Genomic DNA, 24261 nt, shown 5'->3' on the forward strand with positions numbered 1-24261 from the left:
CATGAGTCAAACCACTTTGTATCCGGTCGTAATGGCGGGTGGATCCGGGAGCCGGTTGTGGCCACTGTCCCGCGTGCTTTATCCAAAACAATTTCTGTGCCTGAAAGGCGACCTCACCATGCTGCAAACGACGGTTAACCGTCTGCACGGCGTGGAGTGTGAAAGCCCGGTGGTGATCTGTAACGAGCAGCACCGCTTTATCGTTGCCGAGCAGCTGCGCCAGCTGAACAAACTGACCGAAAATATCATTCTGGAGCCTGCCGGACGCAACACGGCGCCTGCCATTGCCCTTGCGGCGCTGGCGGCAAAACGCAGCAGCCCGGACTGCGACCCGCTGATGCTGGTGCTGGCGGCTGACCATGTCATCCAGCAGGAAGAGGCCTTCCGCGACGCGGTACGCGCCGCGATTCCTTACGCTGAGAACGGCAAGCTGGTGACCTTCGGCATCGTGCCGGATCTCCCGGAAACCGGCTATGGCTACATTCGCCGCGGCAGCGTTACGCCTGGTGAAGGCGACAGCGTGGCCTTTGACGTGGCGCAGTTTGTCGAAAAACCGAATCTGGAAACCGCGCAGGCGTATGTCGCCAGCGGTGAATACTACTGGAACAGCGGTATGTTCCTGTTCCGCGCCGGTCGCTACCTGGAAGAGCTGGAAAAATATCGCCCGGATATCTTAAGCGCCTGCGAAAAAGCGATGGCGGTGGTGGATCCGGATCTCGATTTTATCCGCGTGGACGAAGAAGCCTTCCTCGCCTGTCCGGAAGAGTCCATTGACTATGCGGTGATGGAACGTACGGCAGATGCGGTAGTGGTACCGATGGATGCGGGCTGGAGCGACGTCGGCTCCTGGTCGTCACTGTGGGAGATCAGCGCGCATACCCCGGAGGGTAACGTCCATCACGGGGATGTGATCAGCCACAAAACGGAAAACAGCTACGTCTACGCCGAATCTGGCCTCGTCACCACGGTAGGGGTGAAGGATCTGGTGGTCGTGCAGACCAAAGACGCGGTGCTGATTGCCGACCGTAATGCCGTGCAGGACGTTAAAAAAGTGGTGGAGAAGATCAAGGCCGATGGTCGCCACGAACACCATATTCACCGTGAAGTCTACCGCCCGTGGGGCAAATATGACTCCATCGACGCCGGCGAGCGTTATCAGGTGAAACGCATCACCGTGAAGCCGGGAGAAGGGCTGTCGGTGCAGATGCACCATCACCGCGCCGAACACTGGGTGGTGGTGGCAGGGACCGCCAAAGTGACCATCGACGGTGAAGTGAAGCTGCTCGGTGAAAACGAGTCCATTTATATTCCGCTGGGCGCCACGCACTGTCTGGAAAACCCGGGGAAAATTCCGCTCGACTTAATTGAGGTGCGTTCCGGCTCCTATCTGGAAGAGGACGACATCATCCGCTTCCAGGATCGCTACGGGCGCGTGTAGCACTCCGCATCATGCCCGGTGGCGCTGCGCTTTCCGGGCCTACGAATGAAAAAAATAAATTTGGCCATTACATGGTCAGGGCCAACTGTTGCCTGAAAAAGGGGTCATCATGGAAAAATTAACCTGTTTTAAAGCCTACGATATTCGCGGCAAGCTGGGCGAAGAGCTGAACGAAGACATTGCGTGGCGCATCGGCCGCGCGTACGGCGAATACCTCAAACCACAAACTATCGTGCTGGGCGGCGACGTGCGCCTGACAAGCGAATCCCTGAAGCTGGCGCTGGCGAAAGGGCTACAGGACGCGGGCGTCGATGTGCTGGACATTGGCCTTTCCGGTACCGAAGAGATCTATTTTGCCACATTCCACCTGGGCGTGGACGGCGGTATCGAAGTGACGGCCAGCCATAACCCGATGGACTACAACGGCATGAAGCTGGTGCGCAAGGGCGCGCGTCCTATCAGCGGCGACACCGGCCTGCGCGACGTGCAGCGTCTGGCCGAGGCCAACGACTTCCCGCCGGTGAACGAAGCGAAGCGCGGCAGCTATAAGCAGATCAACCTGCAAAAAGAGTACATCGACCACCTGCTGGGCTACATCAACGTGGCGAACCTCAAACCGCTGAAGCTGGTGATTAACTCCGGCAACGGCGCGGCAGGCCCGGTTGTAGACGCACTTGAAGCCCGCTTTAAGGCGCTGAACGTGCCGGTGACCTTCGTCAAAGTGCACAACACGCCAGACGGCAACTTCCCGAACGGTATTCCTAACCCGCTGCTGCCGGAGTGCCGCGACGACACCCGCAACGCGGTGATTGAGCACGGCGCCGATATGGGTATCGCCTTTGACGGCGACTTCGACCGCTGCTTCCTGTTCGATGAGAAAGGGCAGTTTATCGAAGGCTACTACATCGTTGGCCTGCTGGCGGAAGCGTTCCTCGAGAAAAACCCGGGGGCGAAAATCATTCACGATCCGCGTCTTTCCTGGAACACCGTCGACGTGGTGAAGGCCGCGGGCGGCGAGCCGGTGATGTCCAAAACCGGCCACGCGTTTATCAAAGAGCGTATGCGTGAGGAAGACGCCATCTACGGCGGCGAGATGAGCGCCCACCACTATTTCCGTGATTTTGCCTACTGCGACAGCGGGATGATCCCGTGGCTGCTGGTGACCGAGCTGCTGTGCCTGAAAGGGCAGAGCCTGGGCGAACTGGTGCGCGACCGCATGGCGGCGTTCCCGGCCAGCGGTGAGATCAACAGCAAACTGGCACAGCCCGCTGAGGCCATTGCCCGCGTGGAACAGCACTTTGCCATTCATGCGCTGGAGATTGACCGTACCGACGGTATCAGCATGGCGTTCCCGCAGTGGCGCTTCAACCTGCGCTCGTCCAATACCGAGCCGGTGGTGCGCCTGAACGTGGAGTCCCGCGCCGATACCGCGCTGATGGAAGCCCGAACGAAGGACATTCTGGCGCTGTTGAATCAGTAAAAAGAAAACCTTACCCCTCACCCTAACCCTCTCCCCAAAGGGGAGAGGGAACTTGAACACCCTCTCCCCTTTGGGGAGAGGGCCGGGGTGAGGGGCGAGGGGTAAGGTTTAGAACTAAAGGAACAACGATGACAAATCTAAAAAAGCGCGAACGAGCGAGAACGAATGCATCGTTAATCTCTATGGTGCAGCGTTTTTCTGATATCACCATCATGGTCGGCGGACTGTGGGCGGTGTGTTGGGTCAGCGGGCAGTCGTTCTTATACATGCACTTGCTGATGGCGTTGATTGCGCTGGTGGTGTTTCAGATGATCGGCGGCATGACCGATTTCTATCGTTCATGGCGCGGCGTCAAAATGACCACCGAACTGATGCTGCTGCTCCAGAACTGGACCTTAAGCTTGATTTTCAGCGCAGGCCTGGTGGCGTTCAGCCATGATTTTGATAACCGTCTTGTGACCTATCTCTGCTGGTATCTGTTAACCAGCATTGGCATGGTGGTCTGCCGCTCGCTGATCCGCTTTGGCGCGGGCTGGCTGCGCAACCGCGGGTATAACCGTCGCTTCGTTGCCGTGGCGGGCGATCTGCCGGTGGGACAGGTGTTGCTCGACAGCTTCCGCAAAGAGCCGTGGTTAGGTTTTGAAGTGGTCGGGATTTATCACGACGCGAAGCCCGGCGGCGTACCGTCCGACTGGGCAGGTAACTACGAACAGCTTATTGACGATGCGAAAGCCGGCAAAATTCATAACGTCTACATCGCCATGCAGATGAAAGATGAATCCCGCATCAAGAAACTGATGCGCGAGCTGGCGGATACCACCTGCTCGGTGATCCTCATCCCGGATGTCTTCACCTTCAATATTCTCCACTCCCGTATTGAAGAGGTGAACGGGGTACCGGTTGTTCCGCTGTACGACACGCCGCTGTCGGGGATTAACCGCGTGCTGAAGCGCGTGGAAGATATCGTGCTTTCGTCCCTGATCCTGCTGCTCATCTCCCCGGTGCTGTGCTGTATTGCGCTGGCGGTGAAGCTCAGCTCGCCGGGGCCGATCATCTTCCGTCAGACCCGCTACGGCATGGACGGTAAGCCGATCATGGTGTGGAAATTCCGCTCCATGAAGGTGATGGAGAACGACAAGGTGGTGACCCAGGCGACGCAGAACGATCCGCGCGTCACCCGCGTGGGCAACTTCCTGCGCCGTACCTCGCTCGATGAGCTGCCGCAGTTCATCAACGTGTTCACCGGCGGGATGTCCATCGTCGGGCCTCGTCCTCACGCCGTGGCCCATAACGAGCAGTACCGTACCCTGATTGAAGGCTACATGCTGCGCCATAAGGTGAAGCCGGGCATCACCGGCTGGGCGCAGATCAACGGCTGGCGCGGCGAGACCGACACGCTGGAAAAAATGGAAAAACGTATCGAGTTCGATCTGGAGTACATCCGCGAGTGGAGCCTCTGGTTCGATATCAAGATTGTTTTTCTGACCATTTTCAAAGGTTTCGTGAACAAAGCGGCGTACTAAAATGAGCTTACGAGAAAAAACCATCAGCGGCGCGAAATGGTCAGCCATGGCCACCATCGTCATCATTGGCCTCGGCCTGGTGCAGATGACGGTGCTGGCGCGCATTATCGATAATCACCAGTTTGGTCTGCTGACCGTCTCGCTGGTGATTATCGCCCTGGCCGATACGCTGTCGGACTTTGGTATCGCCAACTCCATTATCCAGCGCAAAGAGATCAGCCATCTGGAGCTGACCACCCTCTACTGGCTGAACGTCGGGCTGGGTATCTTCGTTTTTGTGCTGGTGTTCCTGCTGAGCGATGTGATTGCCGGCGTGCTGCATAACCCGGACCTGGCGCCGCTGATGCGTACCCTGTCGTTCGCTTTCGTGGTGATCCCGCACGGGCAGCAGTTCCGCGCGCTGATGCAGAAAGAGCTGGAGTTCAACAAAATCGGCATGATTGAGACCAGCGCCGTGCTGGCGGGCTTTACCTTCACCGTGGTCAGCGCCCATTTCTGGCCGCTGGCGATGACCGCCATCCTCGGCTACCTCGTTAACTCTGCCGTGCGCACGCTGCTGTTTGGCTTCTTTGGCCGCAAGATTTATCGCCCGGGGCTGCATTTTTCGCTGGCGTCTGTTTCATCCAACTTGCGCTTCGGCGCGTGGCTGACGGCAGACAGCATTATCAACTACGTGAATACTAACCTCTCCACGCTGGTACTGGCGCGCATTCTGGGCGCGAGCGTCGCGGGTGGCTACAACCTGGCGTATAACGTCGCGGTTGTCCCGCCGATGAAGCTCAACCCGATTATTACCCGCGTCCTGTTCCCGGCGTTCGCCAAAATTCAGGACGATACCGAGAAGCTGCGCGTGAACTTTTATAAGCTGCTCTCCGTGGTGGGGATCATCAACTTCCCGGTCCTGCTGGGGCTGATGGTGGTCGCCAGCAATTTCGTACCGCTGGTGTTTGGCGAGAAGTGGAACAGCATCATCCCAATCCTGCAACTGCTGTGCGTCGTGGGGCTGCTGCGCTCGGTGGGGAACCCGATTGGTTCTCTGCTGATGGCAAAGGCGCGCGTGGATATCAGCTTCAAGTTCAACGTGTTTAAAACCTTCCTGTTTATTCCGGCAATTATTGTGGGCGGGCACATGGCGGGCGCCATTGGCGTGACGCTCGGCTTCCTGCTGGTGCAAATCTTCAATACCGTGCTGAGCTACTTCGTGATGATCAAACCGGTGCTGGGCTCCAGCTACCGTCAGTACATCCTCAGCCTGTGGCTGCCGTTTTATCTCTCCTTGCCGACGCTTGCGGTGAGCTACGGCCTGGGCGTGGTGCTCAACGGGCATCTGCCGCTGGCGGCGCTGCTTGCGGTGCAGGTCGCGGCAGGCGCGCTGGCGTTCGGCGTGATGATTGTGCTGTCACGCAATGTGCTGGTGGTCGAGATGAAGCGCCAGTTTTGCCGTAACGAAAAAATGAAAACGCTGCTTCGCGCAGGCTAATTTTACGAGGCCATTATGAAATTACTTATTCTTGGCAACCATACCTGCGGCAACCGTGGCGACAGCGCCATCCTGCGCGGTTTACTGGATGCAATTAACACCCTTAAGCCTGAGACAGAAGTGGATGTGATGAGCCGTTATCCGGTCAGCTCATGCTGGTTACTGAACCGCCCGGTGATGGGCGACCCGCTCTACAGCCAGATGAAACAGCACAACAACGCTGCGGGCGTGATGGGGCGCGTGAAAAAAGTGCTGCGTCGCCGCTACCAGCATCAGGTGCTGCTTTCTCGCGTGACCGACACCGGCAAGCTGCGCAACATCGCCATTGCGCAGGGCTTTACCGATTTTGTGCGTCTGCTGTCCGGCTATGACGCGATTATTCAGGTGGGCGGTTCGTTCTTCGTCGACCTGTACGGCGTGCCGCAGTTTGAGCATGCGCTTTGTACATTCATGGCGAAAAAGCCGCTGTTTATGATTGGCCACAGCGTCGGGCCATTCCAGGATCCGCAGTTTAACCAGCTGGCGAACTATGTCTTCGGCCACTGCGACGCGCTGATCCTGCGTGAATCGGTCAGCCTCGACATGATGAAGCGCAGCGAAATCGACACCACCAAAGTGGAGCACGGTGTAGACACCGCCTGGCTGGTGGATCATCAGGATGACAGCTTCCAGGCCAGCTACGCGGTACAGCACTGGCTGGACGTGGCGGCAAAGCAGAAAACCGTCGCCATTACCCTGCGTGAACTTGCGCCGTTCGATAAACGCCTCGGCACGACCCAGGCGGCGTACGAGAAAGCCTTTGCCGAGGTGGTGAACCGCGTGCTGGACAGCGGTTACCAGGTGCTGGCGCTCTCCACCTGTACCGGTATCGACAGCTACAACAAAGATGACCGTATGGTGGCGCTCAACCTGCGCAACCTGGTGAACGATCCGTCCCGCTATCACGTGGTGATGGACGAGCTGAACGATCTGGAGATGGGCAAGCTGCTCTCCGCCTGCGACCTGACCGTGGGCACGCGTCTGCACTCGGCCATTATCTCGATGAACTTCGGCACGCCAGCCATCGCCATTAACTACGAGCACAAGTCCGCGGGCATTATGCAGCAGCTCGGTATGCCGGAAATGGCCGTCGATATTCGTCATCTGCTGGACGGGTCGCTGGGTGCGATGGTGGGCGACACGCTCGGCCAGCTGCCTGCGATCAACGAACGTCTGGCGATAGCGGTAAAAGCCGAACGCGAAAAAGGTATTGGCATGGTGAAATCCGTACTCGACCGCGTCCGGGAGGGGAAATGAAGGTTGGTTTCTTCTTACTGAAATTTCCGCTGTCGTCTGAAACCTTTGTGCTGAACCAAATCACCGCGTTTATCGATATGGGGTATGACGTGGAGATTATCGCCCTGCAAAAGGGCGATACGCAAAACACCCATGCGGCGTATACCCGGTATGGGCTGGAGGCAAAAACCCGCTGGTTGCAGGATGAACCCGCCGGACGGATGAACAAATTGCGCCATCGCGCCGGACAGACGCTGCGCGGCCTGCATCGCGCCTCGACGTGGCGGGCGCTGAATATGTCGCGCTATGGGGCGGAGGCCCGCAACCTGATCTTATCCGCCATTTGCGGGCAAACGGCCCAGCCGTACCGGGCCGATGTCTTTATCGCCCACTTTGGCCCGGCGGGCGTAACGGCGGCAAAACTGCGTGAGCTGGGGGTGATTGACGGCAAAATCGCAACCATTTTCCACGGTATCGACATCTCCAGCCGGGAAGTGCTGAACCACTACACGCCGGAATATCAGCAGCTGTTCCGCCGTGGCGACATGATGCTGCCGATAAGCAACCTGTGGGCCGGGCGCCTGAAAACCATGGGGTGCCCGAGCGAGAAAATCACCGTTTCACGCATGGGCGTGGACATGGAACGCTTCACCCAGCGACCGGTCAAGGTGCCGGGCAAGCCGCTGCAAATTATCTCTGTTGCCCGCCTGACTGAAAAGAAAGGGCTGCACGTAGCCATCGAAGCCTGTCGCCAGCTGAAGGCGCGTGGTGTGGACTTCCACTACCGCATCCTGGGTATCGGGCCGTGGGAGCGTCGCCTGCGCACGCTGATTGAACAGTATCAGCTGGAAGACATGGTCGAGATGCCGGGCTTCAAGCCGAGCCACGAAGTGAAAGCCATGCTTGATGACGCGGATGTGTTCCTGCTGCCTTCCGTAACCGGCGCCGACGGCGATATGGAAGGCATTCCCGTGGCGCTGATGGAGGCGATGGCGGTCGGCATTCCGGTGGTCTCGACCCTGCACAGCGGGATCCCGGAGCTGATCACCTCTGAGCATTCTGGCTGGCTGGTCCCTGAAAACAATGCGCTGGCGCTGGCGGATCGTCTGGCCGCGTTCAGCAATATCGATCAGCAAACGCTGATCCCTGTGCTGCAAAATGCGCGGCAAAAAGTTGAAGCAGAATTCAATCAGCAGGTGATTAATCGCCAGTTAGCGAGCCTGCTGCAAACGCTGTAACGCTGAGGTTGTATGCTGAAAAAGATTACCCGACGCCGATTTGTCTCTTCTTTATCCGTCCTGGCTGCCATGCCGCTGCTGTCGCCCCGCGCTGCGCGGGCGGCGACCGGGAAGACGGTTTCTGTCGATCGCTACAACAATAACGACTGGATCGCCGCCTTTAAGCAGGCCTTTGCCGAGGGCGATACCGTTGTTGTTCCCGCCGGGTTAACCTGTGAAAACATCAATACCGGCATTTTCATTCCTGATGGCAAAACCCTGCTGATCCGCGGCGCGCTGAAGGGCAACGGGCGCGGGCGGTTCGTGCTCCAGGAAGGCTGTAAGGTCATTGGGGAAGGAGAGGGGCGCACGCATAACATTACGCTGGACGTGCGTGGCTCCGACTGTGTCATTAAAGGGCTGGCGATGAGCGGCTTCGGCCCCGTCACCCAGATCTACATTGGCGGTAAAAAGCCGAGAGTGATGCGTAACCTGCTTATCGATCGCATTGCCGTGAGTCAGGCCAACTACGCCATTCTGCGCCAGGGTTTCCATAATCAGGTGGATGGTGCGCGCATTACCAACAGCAAATTCAGCCATTTGCAGGGTGACGCGATTGAGTGGAACGTGGCGATTAACGACCGTAACATCCTGATCTCTGACCACGTGATCGATAACATCAACTGCACAAACGGCAAGATCAACTGGGGCATAGGCATTGGGCTGGCTGGCAGCACGTACGACAATGACTATCCGGAACAGCAGACCGTTAAAAACTTCGTGGTGGCGAATATCACCGGCAGCAACTGTCGGCAGCTGGTGCATGTTGAAAACGGTAAACACTTTGTGATCCGTAATATCAAGGCCAGCAATATTACTCCCGACTTCAGTAAAAAGGCCGGAATTGATAACGCAACGGTAGCTATTTATGGTTGTGATAATTTCGTTATCGATAATATCGATATGGTGAACAGCGCCGGAATGTTAATCGGGTATGGCGTGATCAAGGGCGATTATCTGTCGATACCGCAAAACTTCAAACTTAACGATATTCGCCTGGATAACCGACAGCTTGCCTATAAGCTGCGCGGGATACAGATTTCCTCCGGCAATGCCACCTCGTTTGTTGCCATCACCAATGTCAACATGCAGCGGGCAACGCTTGAGCTGCACAACAAGCCACAGCACCTTTTCTTGCGCAATATCAACGTGATGCAGGAGTCAACGACGGGGCCTGCGCTTAAGATGAACTTCGACTTGCGCAAAGACGTGCGCGGGAAGTTTATGGCCAAAAACGAGACGCTGTTGTCGCTTGCGAACATAAAAGCGGTTAATGAAAAGGGGCAGAGTTCGGTGGATATTGATCGGGTCGATCAACATGTGGTGAATACGGAACGGTTGAATTTTGCGCTGCCGCACAGGTGATCATAAAGGTTATTTTGCGACTATTCCTGGAACGAAATCGCGATCTATTCAGATTACAACTACTGTAATTTGTGGTGGGGTGACCTAGGATTACTTCATATTTACGGCAAAACATGCTGGCGAAAACAGGTTTAAAAGCTATAATTCGTCAACCATTTTAAGGTGGAAGAAATAATGATTAATTTGAAAGCAGTCATACCGGTAGCGGGTCTGGGCATGCACATGTTGCCCGCCACAAAGGCCATTCCTAAAGAGATGCTGCCGATCGTTGACAAGCCGATGATTCAGTACATCGTCGACGAGATTGTTGCTGCGGGGATCAAAGAAATCGTTCTGGTGACGCACTCTTCGAAGAATGCCGTTGAGAACCACTTCGACACCTCTTATGAACTCGAGGCGCTGCTTGAGCAGCGCGTTAAGCGTCAGCTTCTGGCTGAAGTTCAGTCTATCTGTCCTCCTGGCGTGACCATCATGAACGTGCGTCAGGCGCAGCCGCTGGGTCTGGGCCACTCAATCCTCTGCGCGCGCCCGGTGGTGGGTGATAACCCGTTCATCGTGGTTCTGCCGGACATCATTATTGATACCGCTTCCGCCGATCCGCTGCGTTACAACCTGGCGGCAATGGTTGCTCGCTTCAACGAGACGGGCCGCAGCCAGGTGCTGGCGAAACGTATGAAGGGCGATCTCTCTGAGTACTCGGTTATTCAGACTAAAGAGCCACTGGAGACAGAAGGGCAGGTGAGCCGGATTGTTGAGTTTACCGAAAAACCCGATCAGCCGCAGACCCTGGACTCTGACCTGATGGCAGTCGGCCGTTATGTGCTGAATGCGGATATCTGGGCTGAGCTGGAAAAAACCGAGCCGGGTGCCTGGGACCGTATCCAGTTGACCGATGCGATTGCCGAGCTGGGGAAAAAGCAGTCCGTTGATGCCATGCTCATGACCGGCGACAGCTATGACTGCGGTAAGAAAATGGGGTATATGCAGGCGTTTGTGAACTACGGTCTGCGTAACCTGAAGGAAGGGGCGAAGTTCAGAGAAACTGTAGTCAAGTTGCTTTCCTCGTAATAATTTGTTAGAGCTAAAATTTGATTGTTATTTAAGCTAATAGTTCTATGAAAGGAACCATTAGTATCATAATGTAGCACTGGCTGAAGTTTAGCCAGTGCGGTAGCGTGCCTACTAATTATAGTTTTATATTAAAATTTGAGTAAAAAATGATCAGCTGTGGTCATTTATTTGAGTGACCAGTTCGATATAGTTTCTAAGTTACAATAATCCAAGTACTCAAAATGTTAACACTAGGGTTGGTTTTTTTATCTGTTTGATTTTTTTAAGGACAAAAAATAGTAATTACAGTATTTACTACATTTGTTATATTTCTTTTTTTATAATATGTCATTTCGTGTATTTTATAAGCAAGGATGGTTTTTTAGACATTAATTTGAATGACTCAGAGTGGCAAGCTTTTTGGCAAACTGTCATATTATTATTAGTGACAGTTGTAACCTATCGTTTTGCATCTGTCATTATCAAAATTGGTCCACCTCAAATCAATATTCTTAAATTTAATGTAGGCCATCGGTTTCTTCTTTTGTTATATTCAATTGGAGTTGTTATTTACACTCTGCAAAATGGAATCGCACTTGGACTGTCTTATAATGAACGCTTGACTGCAAATACAGGCGGAGGTTGATCCATCATATTAATGTACGCATATATACCGGCAATGATTTTAGCATATATAAGTATGCCTAACAGAAAAAATCTATTTCTTTGTCTTTGCTTGAGTACATTATGTGGCATTATATACTATATTGTTATTGGCGGTTCCCGAAACGTATTAGCGGCAGGTGTGTTTTCTTTAGTTTATCTGGCACTTTTATATAAGAATATAAACAAGAAACAACTCTTTTTGGCACTGGCCATAGGGGTTATGACATTGATGCTCCTGGAGTTATATCGTTATGTAAATAATTTTTCTGACGCATTAGATTTTATCTTCAATGGAGGAGTCCAGGTCATCTTATTTGCGTTTGAGTCTTTTTCCCCTATGCATGCAGTATTGAATATAAATGATGCATTAACAAAGAATTATTTCGAGATTCAATATGCGACCACTTTCTTAAATGAATTTTCGATAATTATTCCTAGGTTTTTATGGGAAGGGAAACCTATCAATGTTTACAATAACGGCTATTTTTACACAGCCGAAATATTAGGCTTAGATACAAATCTGACAATGTCACCTACTTTCTTAGGAAGTTGTTTGATTATGTTTGGGCAGACGTTCTATTGGATTGGCGGTATCCTATGCGGTTTAATTATTTTTATATTTGATAAAATAATATCGTCTTCAAAAACACGCTACATGAAACTATTATTGTTAAGTAGTATTGGATATCTGTTCTTCTGGGTGCAGGACGGATTTGAAGTATATTGCTATGTCTTGATAAAGTTCGGGATAATAATGATGATTATGTATGCTTTTAATTCATTTATGAGTTCGTTGATTATAAAAAGATGAATAGAATAAACTTAATTTTCTCAATGATTGTTAGCGATAAATTTTGGTCACTGCTTTTTACGGTTTTGCCTGGTGTAAATAGAGTGGTGTTGTTCTTTATCGTATCGCACGTAGTTACAACACATACTTTTGCGCTTTTCTCTTCCGTATATTCTATCGCTGTTATCATATCAATGATTGGTGGAGTTGGTGTTGGAACAGTAATATTAAAAAATAATACCGAATTTGGTATGCTGGGCTTCGTTAAAGCTACAATAATTGGTTTCGTGACTAGCCTATGCTCAGCGCTAATTATTTTATTTTTCTTTAAAGATCTTTTATCATCAAGTTGGCTAGGTTTAATTATTTTATCTGTTGGTTTGATTATGAATCAAATACTCAGATATATGATCGTCCTGAACAAAAACTTTAAAATAGGTGCATTAAACGAATTAGTCCTTATGTTGCCATCTTTAATTTTTTTGATGATGAGTCGAATGGACTTGATTTCTATTTTAGGAATAATGTATATCATACAATCGTTACTCATTGTTCTAATTTTTTTCAAGAATTCAAATAACCCTAAACTGAGTTCCTTCAAAGGAACTTTTTATATAGGTAACTCCAATCTTATCTCTTCAGGTATTCTATATTTCCTACCAATGATTGCGTTTTCATTGTCTGGAGCGGAGATAACGTCAATCATCTCCCTAATGGTTACAGCTGCTGGGATAATTACTGTCTTTCCAAGAGCTATGCTAAATTTGAAAGTAAAGGATTTTCATTTAATACTGTTAAATAATAAAGATGAATATCATGAGCAATCAAGAACTTTCAAAAAACAGATACTATATATAATGATGTTGGGATTCGTTGCTATGATCAGCTATGTTTACATCGCTGCTAAAGACGCTTCTACTATTGAGATTTTGATCGTAGGTTTATGTATATTTTCATTTATCTCCGTTGGCCAATATTCAATTATTGAATCGACATTGATAAATCTTGTCGGAAAAGAAAAACTATCATTATTATTAAATGCTATTACGTTTACAATTTTTATCATTATGTATTACGTAATGCATAAATTTATTTCGTTCCCACCTTTAATAGCTATTGTTATTTTAAGTGGTACAGTGCTTATGGCTTACTATGTAAGATATTTTATTATGAAGAAAGTATTGGCGGAGGTCTAAGGTGTCTTTTTTAACTTATAACAGCAACATAAATTTAGAGTTTGATAATTTTATACGTACCTCAAAAACATCATATAAATTTACTCTAGCTAATGAGGAAGGCTGTATATATTATGATTCAAGCGATTGGCTAGATGTGCCCCATATGAAATCTAATCAAAGTGAGATAATTGTTTCAGGTTGGTTTGTAAATGACAAATATGAACGTAATAACATACATTGGTTAAAAAAATGTCTTGATGAAGGTGAGGAGTTTGCAACTATAACTAAAAAAATAATTTCCGGCATGTTTATAGCTTTTTACCACGATAAAAATGTTGGTAAAGTTAAGGTCTTCACTGATCCTTTTTCTCTATCACCTCATTATTACAATGTTTCTGACGGCAGTCTTCATATTTCTCCATGCGCAGCAGTATTCTCTCAGCCAAAAAACAAAAAAATTGAAGAAATCCTTTTAGCACAGGGACATCTTTTCGGTAACTATACAATTTATGAGGATGTGTATCGCTTTATACCCGGAGATATAATTGAAATAGAAAATTCTAATATTAAGATTTCTAACTATGGCTATGAAATTGAAGCAGCTAATATTGATGTGATTCAAGAAGCAAGAGCCCTTTTGTCAACCACACCTTCTGATTTACAATCTATAGCATTATCAGCAGGATTCGATTCGAGATTTATTCTCTCAGTTTCAGAACCTCAATTTGCGTATACTTGGGGGCCCGAGAATTCTGCTGACGTACAGAATGGTAAAAAATTAGCTGCATACCGTAACATTAAATTCGAGTCTTTTAGGTTTAAAAGTAACCCAGTTACCGAAATCGATAAATCAATATGTAAACAGCTTTTCAGTGGAAGTGTCAAAGCATATAACCCCCAATTTTTTAGTAACTATCGCCATGCTGCCAGTTTATCGGAGAAAAACACCATTGCTCTTGATGGCTATTTAGGGGATGTATTGCAGCGAGGTGTTTATATGTCCTTTGGAGGAAAGTTAGGTGAGTTTTATAAACTTTTCCCGTTTTTATCCTCTTCTTTTTTAAAGCCTGAGTATTTGCTAAGAAAGCGTTACAAAAAATTGAACAATCAGCAGTTTAAATATGTTTTAGAAGATTTTTATAATAAAACCTCAAAAATAAATGCCATAGATTCTTTACAAAAAGTTACATACTATGAGTTTATTTATGGCAGAGGACTTCGTTTTATTACTAGTGGGGCTTTAGTAATGAATCTTTGTTTTAAAACAACTATTCCCTTATTCGCCTCGCGCAATATATTTAATTACTTTATTAATCAAAAAGCTTCAGATATATTAACGTATAAAACTTTTTACAAGGTTTGGAAAAATGAAGATGACTTTTACAGGAAAATGAAATCTGAGGGTGCCTACAGTCCTGGAACAAATCCAAATTTAGTGCCTTTTTTGAATCTTTTCGGAAGAGTTATTACAAATTTCCATCCGAAATTTAAAAATTATACAAAGGAATAAGAATGAATATTCTTTTGATCAGTAACATGTATCCTTCAAAGAAACATCCTGATTTTGGGATTTTTGTAGAAAGAATAGTAAAAGAGCTTGAAGCCAACAATAATAATATTCACTTGTGCGTGAGAGATAGTAAAGGTGAAAATAAACTTGCCAAAGTTATAAGCTACCTTACCCTATATTTTAAAACGATCTATAAGTTATTCTTTAATAAATACGACTTCATTTATTGCCATTATGTGTCTCATACAGCATTGCCAATTTTAATTGCTTCATCTTTCGGTAAAAAAATGAATATTGTAAGCCATGTACATGGCGGTGATATTAAACTCTTGAAAGGAAGAAATAAATTATTCCATCGATTGAAAAATCAACTTACTACATCAATTTTTAAAAAAAGTTCCACAATAATATGCCCTTCACCCAGTTATTCAGAATTCTTGCTCGCAAATTTTAAAGCAAACGATAAAAATATTGTCGTATATCCTTCTGGAGGCGTGGATAGGTGCTTTAATTATAAGGGGGCAGTTCTAAGATCCAAAGATGAAATAGTGATTGGATATGCTGGAAGGTTGGTTCAATCAAAAAATGTTGATCTGATAATCAAGGCAATCAAAGGAACTGAAAAGTTAAAGTTATCAATTGTAGGAGACGGTGAGCAGAAAAATGAGTTGATGGCGATCAGCAAAGATGTAAATGTAGAATTCATCAAACCATTACCTCATACCGAACTTGCTTCTTGGTTTAAAAAAATCGACCTGCTAATTTATCCTTCTGAAAGTGAAAGCCTTGGATTAGTTCCTTTGGAGGCTATGGCTTGTGGTGTATACTGTGTTTTAACAAAAATACCTGCTTTTAATGAATTCAAAAGCCAGGGGTTGAATTTCTTACAAATTGATAATTTTGAATCTGACGCGATTCGAGACGCTATTGTGAAATTTTCCCAGTTTGGGGACGATGAATTAAATAATATAAACAAATGCAATAGTGAAATTGTTATTCAAAAATATGGAGCTGATAATGTTAAAGAGGTGCTAAAAGGTGTTTTTCAATAAAAAAACTAAGCAAGTATTGATGTTTGTTTATGGCGAAGGTGGGCATGAAGCTCAAATGAATAGATTTGCGCCGAACCTTTTAAATAAACTTGATAATTATTATGCTATAACATTATCTGATTCTAAGAAAAAGCCATTATGGGCAGATGAGCATTTTATTACTCAAGAGTTCAGAAATAAATATGCTTGGGTAAATGTCCTGAAAAATTTAGGGCCGTTGAACATTTTTTTAAAGACTTTCTTAATTATACGTCGGACTAACTGTCGTGCAATTGTTACTACAGGACCCGGTATTGCGATTTCTGCTGCAATTGCAGCGAAACTACTAAATGTTAAAATCATTCATATTGAAACATGGTCACGCTTTACAACACGCTCATTTTCAGGACGAATTATGTATCATTTGGCTTCAAAATTTTATGTTCAAAATGAGTCTTTATTGCAATTATATCCTAAAGCAATTTTTTCAGGAAGATTATGAAGGTTTTTGTCACAGTAGGTACAACTTCTTTTGATTCAATGATTAAAAGAATTGATGAGTACTTTTTTGGACGAAAAGACTATGAGGTAACGTTCCAGATGGCTGATGGAAAATATATGCCTCGTAGCGGTGAGTACTTTGGTTTTACTGATGATATCCAAAGTTACTATATCAATTCTGATTTAATAATCACCCACTCCGGAGCTGGTACTATTTATTCTTTGGTTGAAAAACGAAAGAAAATTATAGCTGTTCCAAATTTAGAAAGGATAGACAAGCATCAAAGTGACTTAGCATGTTATATGGAGAGATTCGGTTATCTCTTAGTATGGTGGGATTATATCAATTTTGAAGATTTAATGAAAAGGATCGAAACTTTTGTACCTAACGAATATCAAAAGATCCCTTTCAATAAGTATGACGCAATAGCGGATTATATTAACTCATTGCCTTAACTATATTGGTTATTATAGTTTTTGTGGCACATCAAAATTTGTATATACTCATAATAAAACCTAAGTTAAGATATTTATACTTTCAAGCCGCGCACAGTCGCGGCGACCACACCTGACAGGAGTATGTAATGTCCAAGCAACAGATCGGCGTTGTCGGTATGGCAGTGATGGGGCGCAACCTGGCGCTCAACATCGAAAGCCGTGGTTATACCGTCTCCGTTTTCAACCGCTCCCGTGATAAGACCGAAGAAGTCATCGCTGAGAATCCAGGCAAAAAACTGGTTCCTTTCTATACGGTTAAAGAGTTCGTTGAGTCTCTGGAAACACCTCGTCGTATCCTGTTAATGGTGAAAGCGGGCGCAGGTACCGATGCAGCTATCGATTCACTGAAACCGTATCTGGATAAAGGCGACATCATTATTGATGGTGGCAACACCTTCTTCCAGGACACCATTCGTCGTAACCGTGAACTGTCTGCTGAAGGCTTCAACTTCATTGGTACCGGCGTATCCGGTGGTGAAGAGGGCGCTCTGAAAGGTCCATCAATCATGCCTGGCGGTCAGAAAGAAGCGTACGAACTGGTTGCGCCAATCCTGACTAAAATCGCAGCCGTAGCTGAAGACGGCGAGCCGTGCGTGACCTATATCGGTCCTGATGGCGCTGGTCATTACGTGAAAATGGTTCACAACGGCATTGAATACGGCGATATGCAGCTGATTGCTGAAGCCTACTCTCTGCTGAAGGGCGGTCTGAACCTCTCCAACGAGGAGCTCGCAAAGACCTTCACCGAGTGGAACAAAGGCGAGCTGAACAGCTACCTGATCGACATCACCAAAGATATCTTCACCAAGAAAGATGAAGAGGGTAAATACCTGGTTGATGTGATTCTGGATGAAGCGGCGAACAAAGGTACCGGTAAATGGACCAGCCAGAGCTCTCTGGATCTGGGTGAGCCATTATCCCTGATCACCGAATCCGTATTTGCACGTTATATCTCTTCTCTGAAAGAGCAGCGCGTTGCGGCATCTAAAGTGCTGTCTGGTCCTCAGGCTAAACCCGCTGGTGACAAAGCTGAATTCGTTGAAAAAGTCCGTCGTGCACTGTACCTGGGTAAAATCGTCTCTTACGCGCAGGGCTTCTCTCAGCTGCGTGCAGCTTCAGACGAGAACAACTGGGATCTGAACTATGGCGAGATAGCGAAGATCTTCCGTGCCGGCTGTATCATTCGCGCCCAGTTCCTGCAAAAAATCACCGATGCCTATGCTGAAAATGCGGGTATCGCAAACCTTCTGCTGGCGCCTTACTTCAAACAAATTGCTGACGAATATCAGCAGGCGCTGCGTGATGTTGTTGCGTACGCGGTGCAGAATGGTATCCCGGTTCCGACCTTCTCCGCTGCGGTGGCATACTACGACAGCTATCGTTCTGCCGTTCTGCCAGCTAACCTGATTCAGGCACAGCGTGATTACTTCGGTGCGCATACCTATAAGCGTACGGATAAAGAAGGTGTGTTCCACACCGAATGGCTGGATTAATATACGCTTAGCCATGCGATCAAGCCCGGTAGAGATACCGGGCTTTTTTATCTTGCCCGATCCACCTACTGTTTAATGGAATAGATTGCGTGAAAATTCTAGTTACTGGCGGTGCCGGTTTTATCGGTTCCGCGGTTATCCGACATATTATTAGCAATACTCGGGATAGCGTTGTTAACGTTGATAAATTGACCTATGCCGGTAATCTGGAATCCTTGCGTGAAGTAAGCGATAGCGAACGCTATGTTTTTGAGCATGCCGATATATGTGATAAAGAGGCAATGGCGCGTATTTTTGCTACCCATCAGCCTGATGCGGTAATGCACCTGGCTGCCGAGAGCCATGTCGACCGTTCTATTACAGGTCCCGCTGCGTTTATTGAAACCAATATTGTTGGCACGTATAACCTGTTAGAAACGAGCCGTGCTTACTGGTCTTCACTGGACGAGGCAGCAAAATCTACCTTCCGTTTCCATCACATTTCAACTGATGAGGTTTACGGCGATCTGCCACATCCTGATGAATATCATGATTCTGTCCCGTTACCGCTGTTTACCGAGAAAACAGCGTACCAGCCAAGTAGCCCTTACTCAGCGTCAAAAGCGTCCAGCGACCATTTAGTTCGGGCCTGGATACGCACCTATGGTTTACCTGGGATTGTGACAAATTGTTCGAATAATTATGGCCCATACCACTTTCCTGAAAAGCTGATCCCTCTTGTTATCCTTAATGCGCTGGATAATAAACCATTGCCGATCTACGGTAAGGGCGATCAAATCCGTGACTGGTTATACGTTGAAGATCATGCTCGTGCACTGTATACGGTTCTGACCACGGGTAAGCCGGGAGAAACCTATAATATTGGCGGCCATAACGAGAAGAAAAATATTGAAGTCGTTCAGACCATTTGTGATCTGCTCGATGACATGGTACCGAAAGAAACATCCTATCGCGCACAAATTACTTATGTAGCGGATCGTCCTGGACACGACAGACGTTATGCAATTGATGCTCATAAAATTAGCGACGAGCTCGGATGGACTCCTGTGGAAACCTTTGAAAGCGGCATCCGTAAAACGGTTAAATGGTATTTGAATAACCTGGAATGGGTATCGAATGTGAAAAGCGGCGCCTATAAGAGCTGGATTGAGCAGAATTATGGGGAGCGTAAGTAAATGACGAAACGTAAAGGGATTATATTAGCTGGCGGATCGGGTACACGTCTTTATCCCGTGACTATGGCCGTAAGTAAGCAATTGTTGCCAATTTACGATAAGCCAATGATCTATTACCCGCTCTCTACGCTTATGCTGGCAGGTATACGGGATATTCTGATTATCAGTACGCCTCAGGACACTCCGCGTTTTGAACAACTGCTCGGGAACGGTAGCCAGTGGGGATTGCATATCCAGTACAAAGTGCAACCAAGTCCTGATGGATTGGCACAAGCTTTTATTCTGGGTGAAGAGTTTATCGGTGAGGATAATTGTGCGCTGGTATTAGGCGATAATATTTTCTACGGACACGATCTCCCCAGACTGCTTGAAGGCGCAGCAAGCCAGCAAGAGGGGGCGACCGTATTCGCCTATCATGTCAGCGATCCGGAACGCTATGGCGTCGTTGAGTTTGATAAAGACGGTACTGCAATTGGTCTTGAGGAGAAGCCTCAGCAACCCAAGAGTAATTACGCAATAACCGGTCTTTATTTTTACGACAACGATGTGGTTGAGATGGCCAAAAGTTTAACGCCGTCCGAGCGAGGTGAACTCGAAATTACCGACATCAACCGCATCTATATGCAGCAGGGACGATTGTCTGTCGCAATGATGAGGCGCGGTTACGCCTGGCTGGATACCGGAACGCATCAGAGTATGATCGAAGCAAGCAATTTTATCGCCACAATTGAAGAGCGACAGGGGCTAAAAGTTTCATGTCCTGAAGAGATTGCGTTCCGACGAGGTTTTATTGATGCCGAACAACTTCGGGTACTCGCTGAACCATTGAAAAAGACCGGGTATGGGCAGTATCTGCTGAATCTGACCAAGGGATTAGTCTGATTTGACGAAGTAAGCAGTTTTCCTCTGCTTACTCTCGACAGCCCTTTAACGTCTTATTGTCGCTGTAAAACAGGTACTTTGCTTAGTGTAACGACAGGACTTTTTGTTGAGCAAAAACATTTTTCAAAAATCCTGAAACCTTGACAGTGAATGAGTATTAGCGCTAAAAAACTCCTAGTTAATCATTGTGGTGGCCACTATAGGGCTATCAAAAACTCAAACGTGTAGAAGTCAAACAAATGAAAATAACCATCTCCGGAACAGGCTATGTTGGTCTCTCAAACGGTATTCTGATTGCACAAAACCATGAAGTGGTTGCGCTGGATATCGTGCAGGCAAAAGTGGACATGCTTAACCAGAAGAAGTCCCCGATCGTCGATAAAGAGATTGAAGAATACCTCGCGACTAAGCCGCTGAACTTCCGCGCTACCACGGACAAAGAAGACGCATACCGCGATGCGGATTTCGTCATCATCGCCACGCCAACCGACTACGATCCTAAAACCAACTACTTCAATACCTCAACTGTTGAAGCGGTGATCAAAGACGTTACGGCAATTAACCCGAACGCAGTGATGATCATCAAGTCGACGATTCCAGTGGGCTTCACCAAATCGATTAAAGAAGAGTTGGGTATTGATAATGTCTTCTTCTCGCCGGAATTTCTCCGCGAGGGCAGGGCGTTATACGATAACCTGCACCCATCCCGTATCGTGATTGGCGAGCGTTCCGAGCGTGCGGAGCGTTTTGCTGCGTTGCTTCAGGAAGGCGCAATCAAAAAAGATATTCCGGTGCTGTTCACCGATTCCACCGAGGCAGAGGCCATTAAGCTTTTCGCTAATACCTATCTGGCGATGCGTGTGGCTTACTTCAACGAGCTGGACAGCTATGCCGAGAGCTTAGGTCTGAACACCCGTCAGATCATCGAGGGCGTGTGTCTTGACCCGCGTATCGGTAACCACTATAACAACCCGTCATTCGGTTACGGCGGCTACTGTCTGCCAAAAGACACCAAGCAGTTGCTGGCTAACTATCAGGCGGTGCCGAACAACCTGATTTCTGCCATTGTGGATGCCAACCGTACGCGTAAAGACTTCATCTCGGATTCTATTCTCGCGCGTCAGCCTAAAGTGGTGGGCGTGTATCGCCTGATCATGAAGAGCGGTTCCGATAACTTCCGCGCTTCTTCCATTCAGGGGATCATGAAGCGTATTAAGGCGAAGGGCGTACAGGTCATTATTTATGAACCGGCCATGCAGGAAGACGAGTTCTTCCATTCGCGTGTGATCCGCGATCTGGATGCGTTTAAGAAAGAAGCGGACGTGATTATCTCCAACCGTATGGCGGAAGAGCTGGCGGACGTGAAAGATAAAGTCTATACCCGCGATTTGTTCGGCAGCGACTGATCAAAATCGTGATATAAAAAACCCGGCACTGTGCCGGGTTTTTTGTTTTTAAACGTTATAGAAGTTGCGGTACCAGTCGACGAAGTTTTTCACGCCTTCTTTGACTGAGGTTTGTGGTTTAAACCCAATAACGTCATACAGCGCTTTGGTGTCCGCACTGGTCTCCAGCACGTCCCCCGGCTGGATCGGCATCATATTTTTCATCGCTTCTTTGCCCAGCGCCTCTTCAAGCGCGATGATGTAATCCATCAGTTCGACAGGTGAGCTGTTACCGATGTTATACACGCGATACGGGGCAGAGCTGGTTGCTGGCGAACCGGCTTCGACCGTCCAGTCGGCATCGGCCTGAGGAATAACGTCCTGTAGGCGAATAATCGCCTCCGCAATATCATCGATATAGGTGAAGTCGCGCTTCATCTTGCCGTAGTTGTATACGTCGATGCTGTTGCCTTCAATCATGGCTTTGGTGAATTTGAACAGCGCCATGTCCGGGCGTCCCCACGGGCCATAGACGGTAAAGAAGCGCAGGCCAGTGGTAGGCAGATTGTACAGATGCGAATAGGTATGCGACATCAGCTCGTTAGCTTTTTTGGTTGCCGCATACAGGGATACCGGATGATCCACGGAGTCGTCAGTAGAAAACGGCATCTTACGGTTGAGGCCGTAAACAGAACTGGATGAAGCATACAGAAGATGCTGAACCTTGTTGTGGCGACAGCCTTCCAGCACGTTCAGGTGACCTACCAGGTTCGCATCCGCATAGGCATGCGGGTTTTCCAGCGAGTAACGCACGCCCGCCTGGGCGGCAAGATGGATCACGCGGTCAAATTTCTCATTGGCGAAGAGCGCAGCCATGCCCTCGCGATCCGCTAAGTCTAGCTTGTGGAAAGTGAAACTCTCGGATTTGAGCAGTTCAAGGCGAGCGAGCTTGAGGTTAGGGTCATAGTAATCATTCAGATTATCAATCCCAACAACTTCATGACCTGCATCAAGCAGGCGCTTACTGACATGAGAACCGATAAAGCCCGCGGCGCCCGTTACAAGAAATTTCATAGCTTCCCTCATTCACAGTGTTCTTGTTGATGTCCCAGGACATCAGAATCCGACTATGATAGCGCGTCGCACTTCACTTACATAACCCATCTTTCCGATATAACTCATCGTATTCTTATAGAAAAATCGCCAGCAACAGATACACTATGGAAACAAGATTGTTTTTGCCCTTTTTCATCTGTTAGGGATTGTATGACGCACAACAACGATAACCTGGTCACACGCAACAATGACCCGGAGCAAATTGATTTACTGGATTTAGTGCTACAGCTGTGGCGTGGTAAGTGGGTAATAGGGGCCGTTATTGCTGCTTTTATCGTTCTCGCCGTTGTTTACATCACTGTTGCTAAAGAGAAATGGACATCATCGGCTATCATCGCTCAACCTGATGCTGCTCAAATAGCTACTTATTCCAATGCGTTGAATATTCTCTATGGCGGTGCTGCTCCCTCAATGCTGGACATTCAATCTCGAGCTATCAGTCGTTTCAACTCTTCTTTCTCTGCTTTGGCACAAGCACTTGAGAATCAGGAAGACCCCGAAGAACTGACTATTGAACCTACTGTAAAAGGTCAAGGTTTACCTTTGACCGTAACCTACCAGGGGGAGACAGCTGAAGCGGCACAAAAGCAGCTTGCGCAATATATCCAGCAGATCGATGAACAGACAGCAAAAGAACTGGCGCTTGACCTCAATGACAATCTCAAGCAGCAGATCACAACCCTGAACGACTCCCTCCAGAACCAGGAGAAAGTCGCACAGGAGCAAAAAGATCTGCGTATTAAACAGATCACTGAGTCATTTAAGAATGCGGAAGCCGCGAAGATTACTACACCCCAGATTCAGCAAACACAGGATGTGACTCAAGAAACTATGTTCCTGTTGGGGACAGCAGCGCTGAAATCAATGATTGATAACGAAGCGTCTCGCCCACTGGTCTTCTCAGGCGCTTACTACCAAACCAAACAAAATTTACTGGATATTCAGAACCTCAACGTTAACCCAGACACTATTCACGTCTATCGTTACGTCATGAAGCCGAACCTTCCTATCCGACGCGACAGCCCGAAAATTGCTATTACCCTCATCCTTGCCGTTCTCCTCGGCGGGGTCATCGGTTCTGCTGTCGTCCTCGGCCGTAACGCGCTGAGAAACTACAAACCAAGAGCCTGATTTACACACAAAAAAAG

At 48.0% G+C, this 24261-nt stretch carries 20 protein-coding genes; 19 read left to right on the plus strand and 1 reads right to left on the minus strand.

Annotation, left to right across the window (positions count from 1 at the left end):
• Position 1 precedes the first annotated feature (1 nt).
• The 18 genes from cpsB (at position 2) to ugd (ending at position 22018) form a co-directional block, all read left to right on the plus strand.
• Entirely contained in the window at positions 2–1438 is a 1437-nt protein-coding gene (gene cpsB / locus CU081_RS12170) for a mannose-1-phosphate guanyltransferase (protein WP_003863522.1), read from the plus strand.
• Positions 1439–1547: 109 nt separating this feature from the next.
• Positions 1548–2918: a colanic acid biosynthesis phosphomannomutase CpsG gene (cpsG, locus tag CU081_RS12175; protein WP_022648631.1), complete on the plus strand. Its 1371-nt coding sequence runs from the start codon at positions 1548–1550 to the stop codon at positions 2916–2918.
• A gap of 128 nt (positions 2919–3046) precedes the next feature.
• Positions 3047–4441: an undecaprenyl-phosphate glucose phosphotransferase gene (gene wcaJ, locus CU081_RS12180; protein WP_003863525.1), complete on the plus strand. Its 1395-nt coding sequence runs from the start codon at positions 3047–3049 to the stop codon at positions 4439–4441.
• Position 4442: 1 nt separating this feature from the next.
• A complete protein-coding gene (wzxC, locus tag CU081_RS12185; protein WP_022651481.1) occupies positions 4443–5921 on the plus strand; it encodes a colanic acid undecaprenyl disphosphate flippase WzxC in 1479 nt (492 codons plus the stop codon).
• Between the two features lie 15 nt (positions 5922–5936).
• Positions 5937–7217, plus strand: a complete 1281-nt coding sequence (gene wcaK / locus CU081_RS12190; protein ID WP_022651480.1) for a colanic acid biosynthesis pyruvyl transferase WcaK — start codon at positions 5937–5939, stop codon at positions 7215–7217.
• Positions 7214–8434 carry a colanic acid biosynthesis glycosyltransferase WcaL gene (gene wcaL / locus CU081_RS12195; protein WP_022651479.1) on the plus strand — a complete coding sequence of 407 codons (1221 nt, stop codon included), beginning with the start codon at positions 7214–7216 and terminating at the stop codon, positions 8432–8434. Before wcaK ends, wcaL begins: the two co-directional genes overlap by 4 nt.
• 12 nt (positions 8435–8446) lie before the next feature.
• Positions 8447–9838 carry a colanic acid biosynthesis protein WcaM gene (gene wcaM, locus CU081_RS12200; protein WP_022651478.1) on the plus strand — a complete coding sequence of 464 codons (1392 nt, stop codon included), beginning with the start codon at positions 8447–8449 and terminating at the stop codon, positions 9836–9838.
• Between the two features lie 174 nt (positions 9839–10012).
• On the plus strand, positions 10013–10906 hold the full coding sequence (galF, locus tag CU081_RS12205) for a GalU regulator GalF (RefSeq protein ID WP_022651477.1): 894 nt from the start codon (positions 10013–10015) through the stop codon (positions 10904–10906).
• Positions 10907–11588: 682 nt separating this feature from the next.
• Positions 11589–12365 carry a WzyE family oligosaccharide polymerase gene (locus CU081_RS12210; protein ID WP_117308980.1) on the plus strand — a complete coding sequence of 259 codons (777 nt, stop codon included), beginning with the start codon at positions 11589–11591 and terminating at the stop codon, positions 12363–12365.
• The gene (locus tag CU081_RS12215) at positions 12362–13540 is read left to right on the plus strand and encodes a hypothetical protein (protein WP_022651475.1); all 1179 of its coding nucleotides are present in this window, start codon (positions 12362–12364) and stop codon (positions 13538–13540) included. The genes CU081_RS12210 and CU081_RS12215 overlap by 4 nt, the downstream gene beginning before the upstream one ends.
• 1 nt (position 13541) lies before the next feature.
• Positions 13542–15032 carry a hypothetical protein gene (locus CU081_RS12220; RefSeq protein WP_022651474.1) on the plus strand — a complete coding sequence of 497 codons (1491 nt, stop codon included), beginning with the start codon at positions 13542–13544 and terminating at the stop codon, positions 15030–15032.
• Between the two features lie 2 nt (positions 15033–15034).
• Complete coding sequence (locus tag CU081_RS12225; RefSeq protein ID WP_003859470.1) at positions 15035–16084, plus strand: glycosyltransferase family 4 protein; 1050 nt, start codon at positions 15035–15037, stop codon at positions 16082–16084.
• Complete coding sequence (gene pssD / locus CU081_RS12230) at positions 16071–16565, plus strand: PssD/Cps14F family polysaccharide biosynthesis glycosyltransferase (protein WP_022651473.1); 495 nt, start codon at positions 16071–16073, stop codon at positions 16563–16565. The genes CU081_RS12225 and pssD overlap by 14 nt, the downstream gene beginning before the upstream one ends.
• Positions 16562–17020 (plus strand): PssE/Cps14G family polysaccharide biosynthesis glycosyltransferase, encoded by a 459-nt coding sequence (gene pssE, locus CU081_RS12235; RefSeq protein ID WP_022651472.1) that lies wholly within the window; start codon positions 16562–16564, stop codon positions 17018–17020. Before pssD ends, pssE begins: the two co-directional genes overlap by 4 nt.
• 128 nt (positions 17021–17148) lie before the next feature.
• Positions 17149–18555, plus strand: coding sequence for an NADP-dependent phosphogluconate dehydrogenase (gndA, locus tag CU081_RS12240; RefSeq protein WP_003859473.1), 1407 nt, complete (start codon positions 17149–17151; stop codon positions 18553–18555).
• A gap of 89 nt (positions 18556–18644) precedes the next feature.
• Positions 18645–19730 carry a dTDP-glucose 4,6-dehydratase gene (rfbB, locus tag CU081_RS12245; RefSeq protein ID WP_003859475.1) on the plus strand — a complete coding sequence of 362 codons (1086 nt, stop codon included), beginning with the start codon at positions 18645–18647 and terminating at the stop codon, positions 19728–19730.
• A complete protein-coding gene (gene rfbA / locus CU081_RS12250) occupies positions 19731–20612 on the plus strand; it encodes a glucose-1-phosphate thymidylyltransferase RfbA (RefSeq protein WP_003859476.1) in 882 nt (293 codons plus the stop codon).
• Positions 20613–20851: 239 nt separating this feature from the next.
• Positions 20852–22018 (plus strand): UDP-glucose 6-dehydrogenase, encoded by a 1167-nt coding sequence (ugd, locus tag CU081_RS12255; protein ID WP_003859477.1) that lies wholly within the window; start codon positions 20852–20854, stop codon positions 22016–22018.
• A 48-nt stretch (positions 22019–22066) separates the two neighbouring features.
• On the opposite strand, the gene CU081_RS12260 is transcribed toward ugd, so the two are convergent.
• Complete coding sequence (locus tag CU081_RS12260; RefSeq protein WP_003859478.1) at positions 22067–23071, minus strand: NAD-dependent epimerase; 1005 nt, start codon at positions 23069–23071, stop codon at positions 22067–22069.
• A gap of 192 nt (positions 23072–23263) precedes the next feature.
• Here CU081_RS12260 and wzzB point away from each other — a divergent pair, with 192 nt between their 5' ends.
• Positions 23264–24244 (plus strand): LPS O-antigen chain length determinant protein WzzB, encoded by a 981-nt coding sequence (gene wzzB, locus CU081_RS12265; RefSeq protein WP_003859479.1) that lies wholly within the window; start codon positions 23264–23266, stop codon positions 24242–24244.
• The last annotated feature ends 17 nt before the right edge of the window (positions 24245–24261 follow it).

It is taken from the genome of Enterobacter sp. CRENT-193 (genome assembly GCF_002787395.1).
Classification (GTDB): Bacteria; Pseudomonadota; Gammaproteobacteria; order Enterobacterales; family Enterobacteriaceae; genus Enterobacter; species Enterobacter hormaechei_C.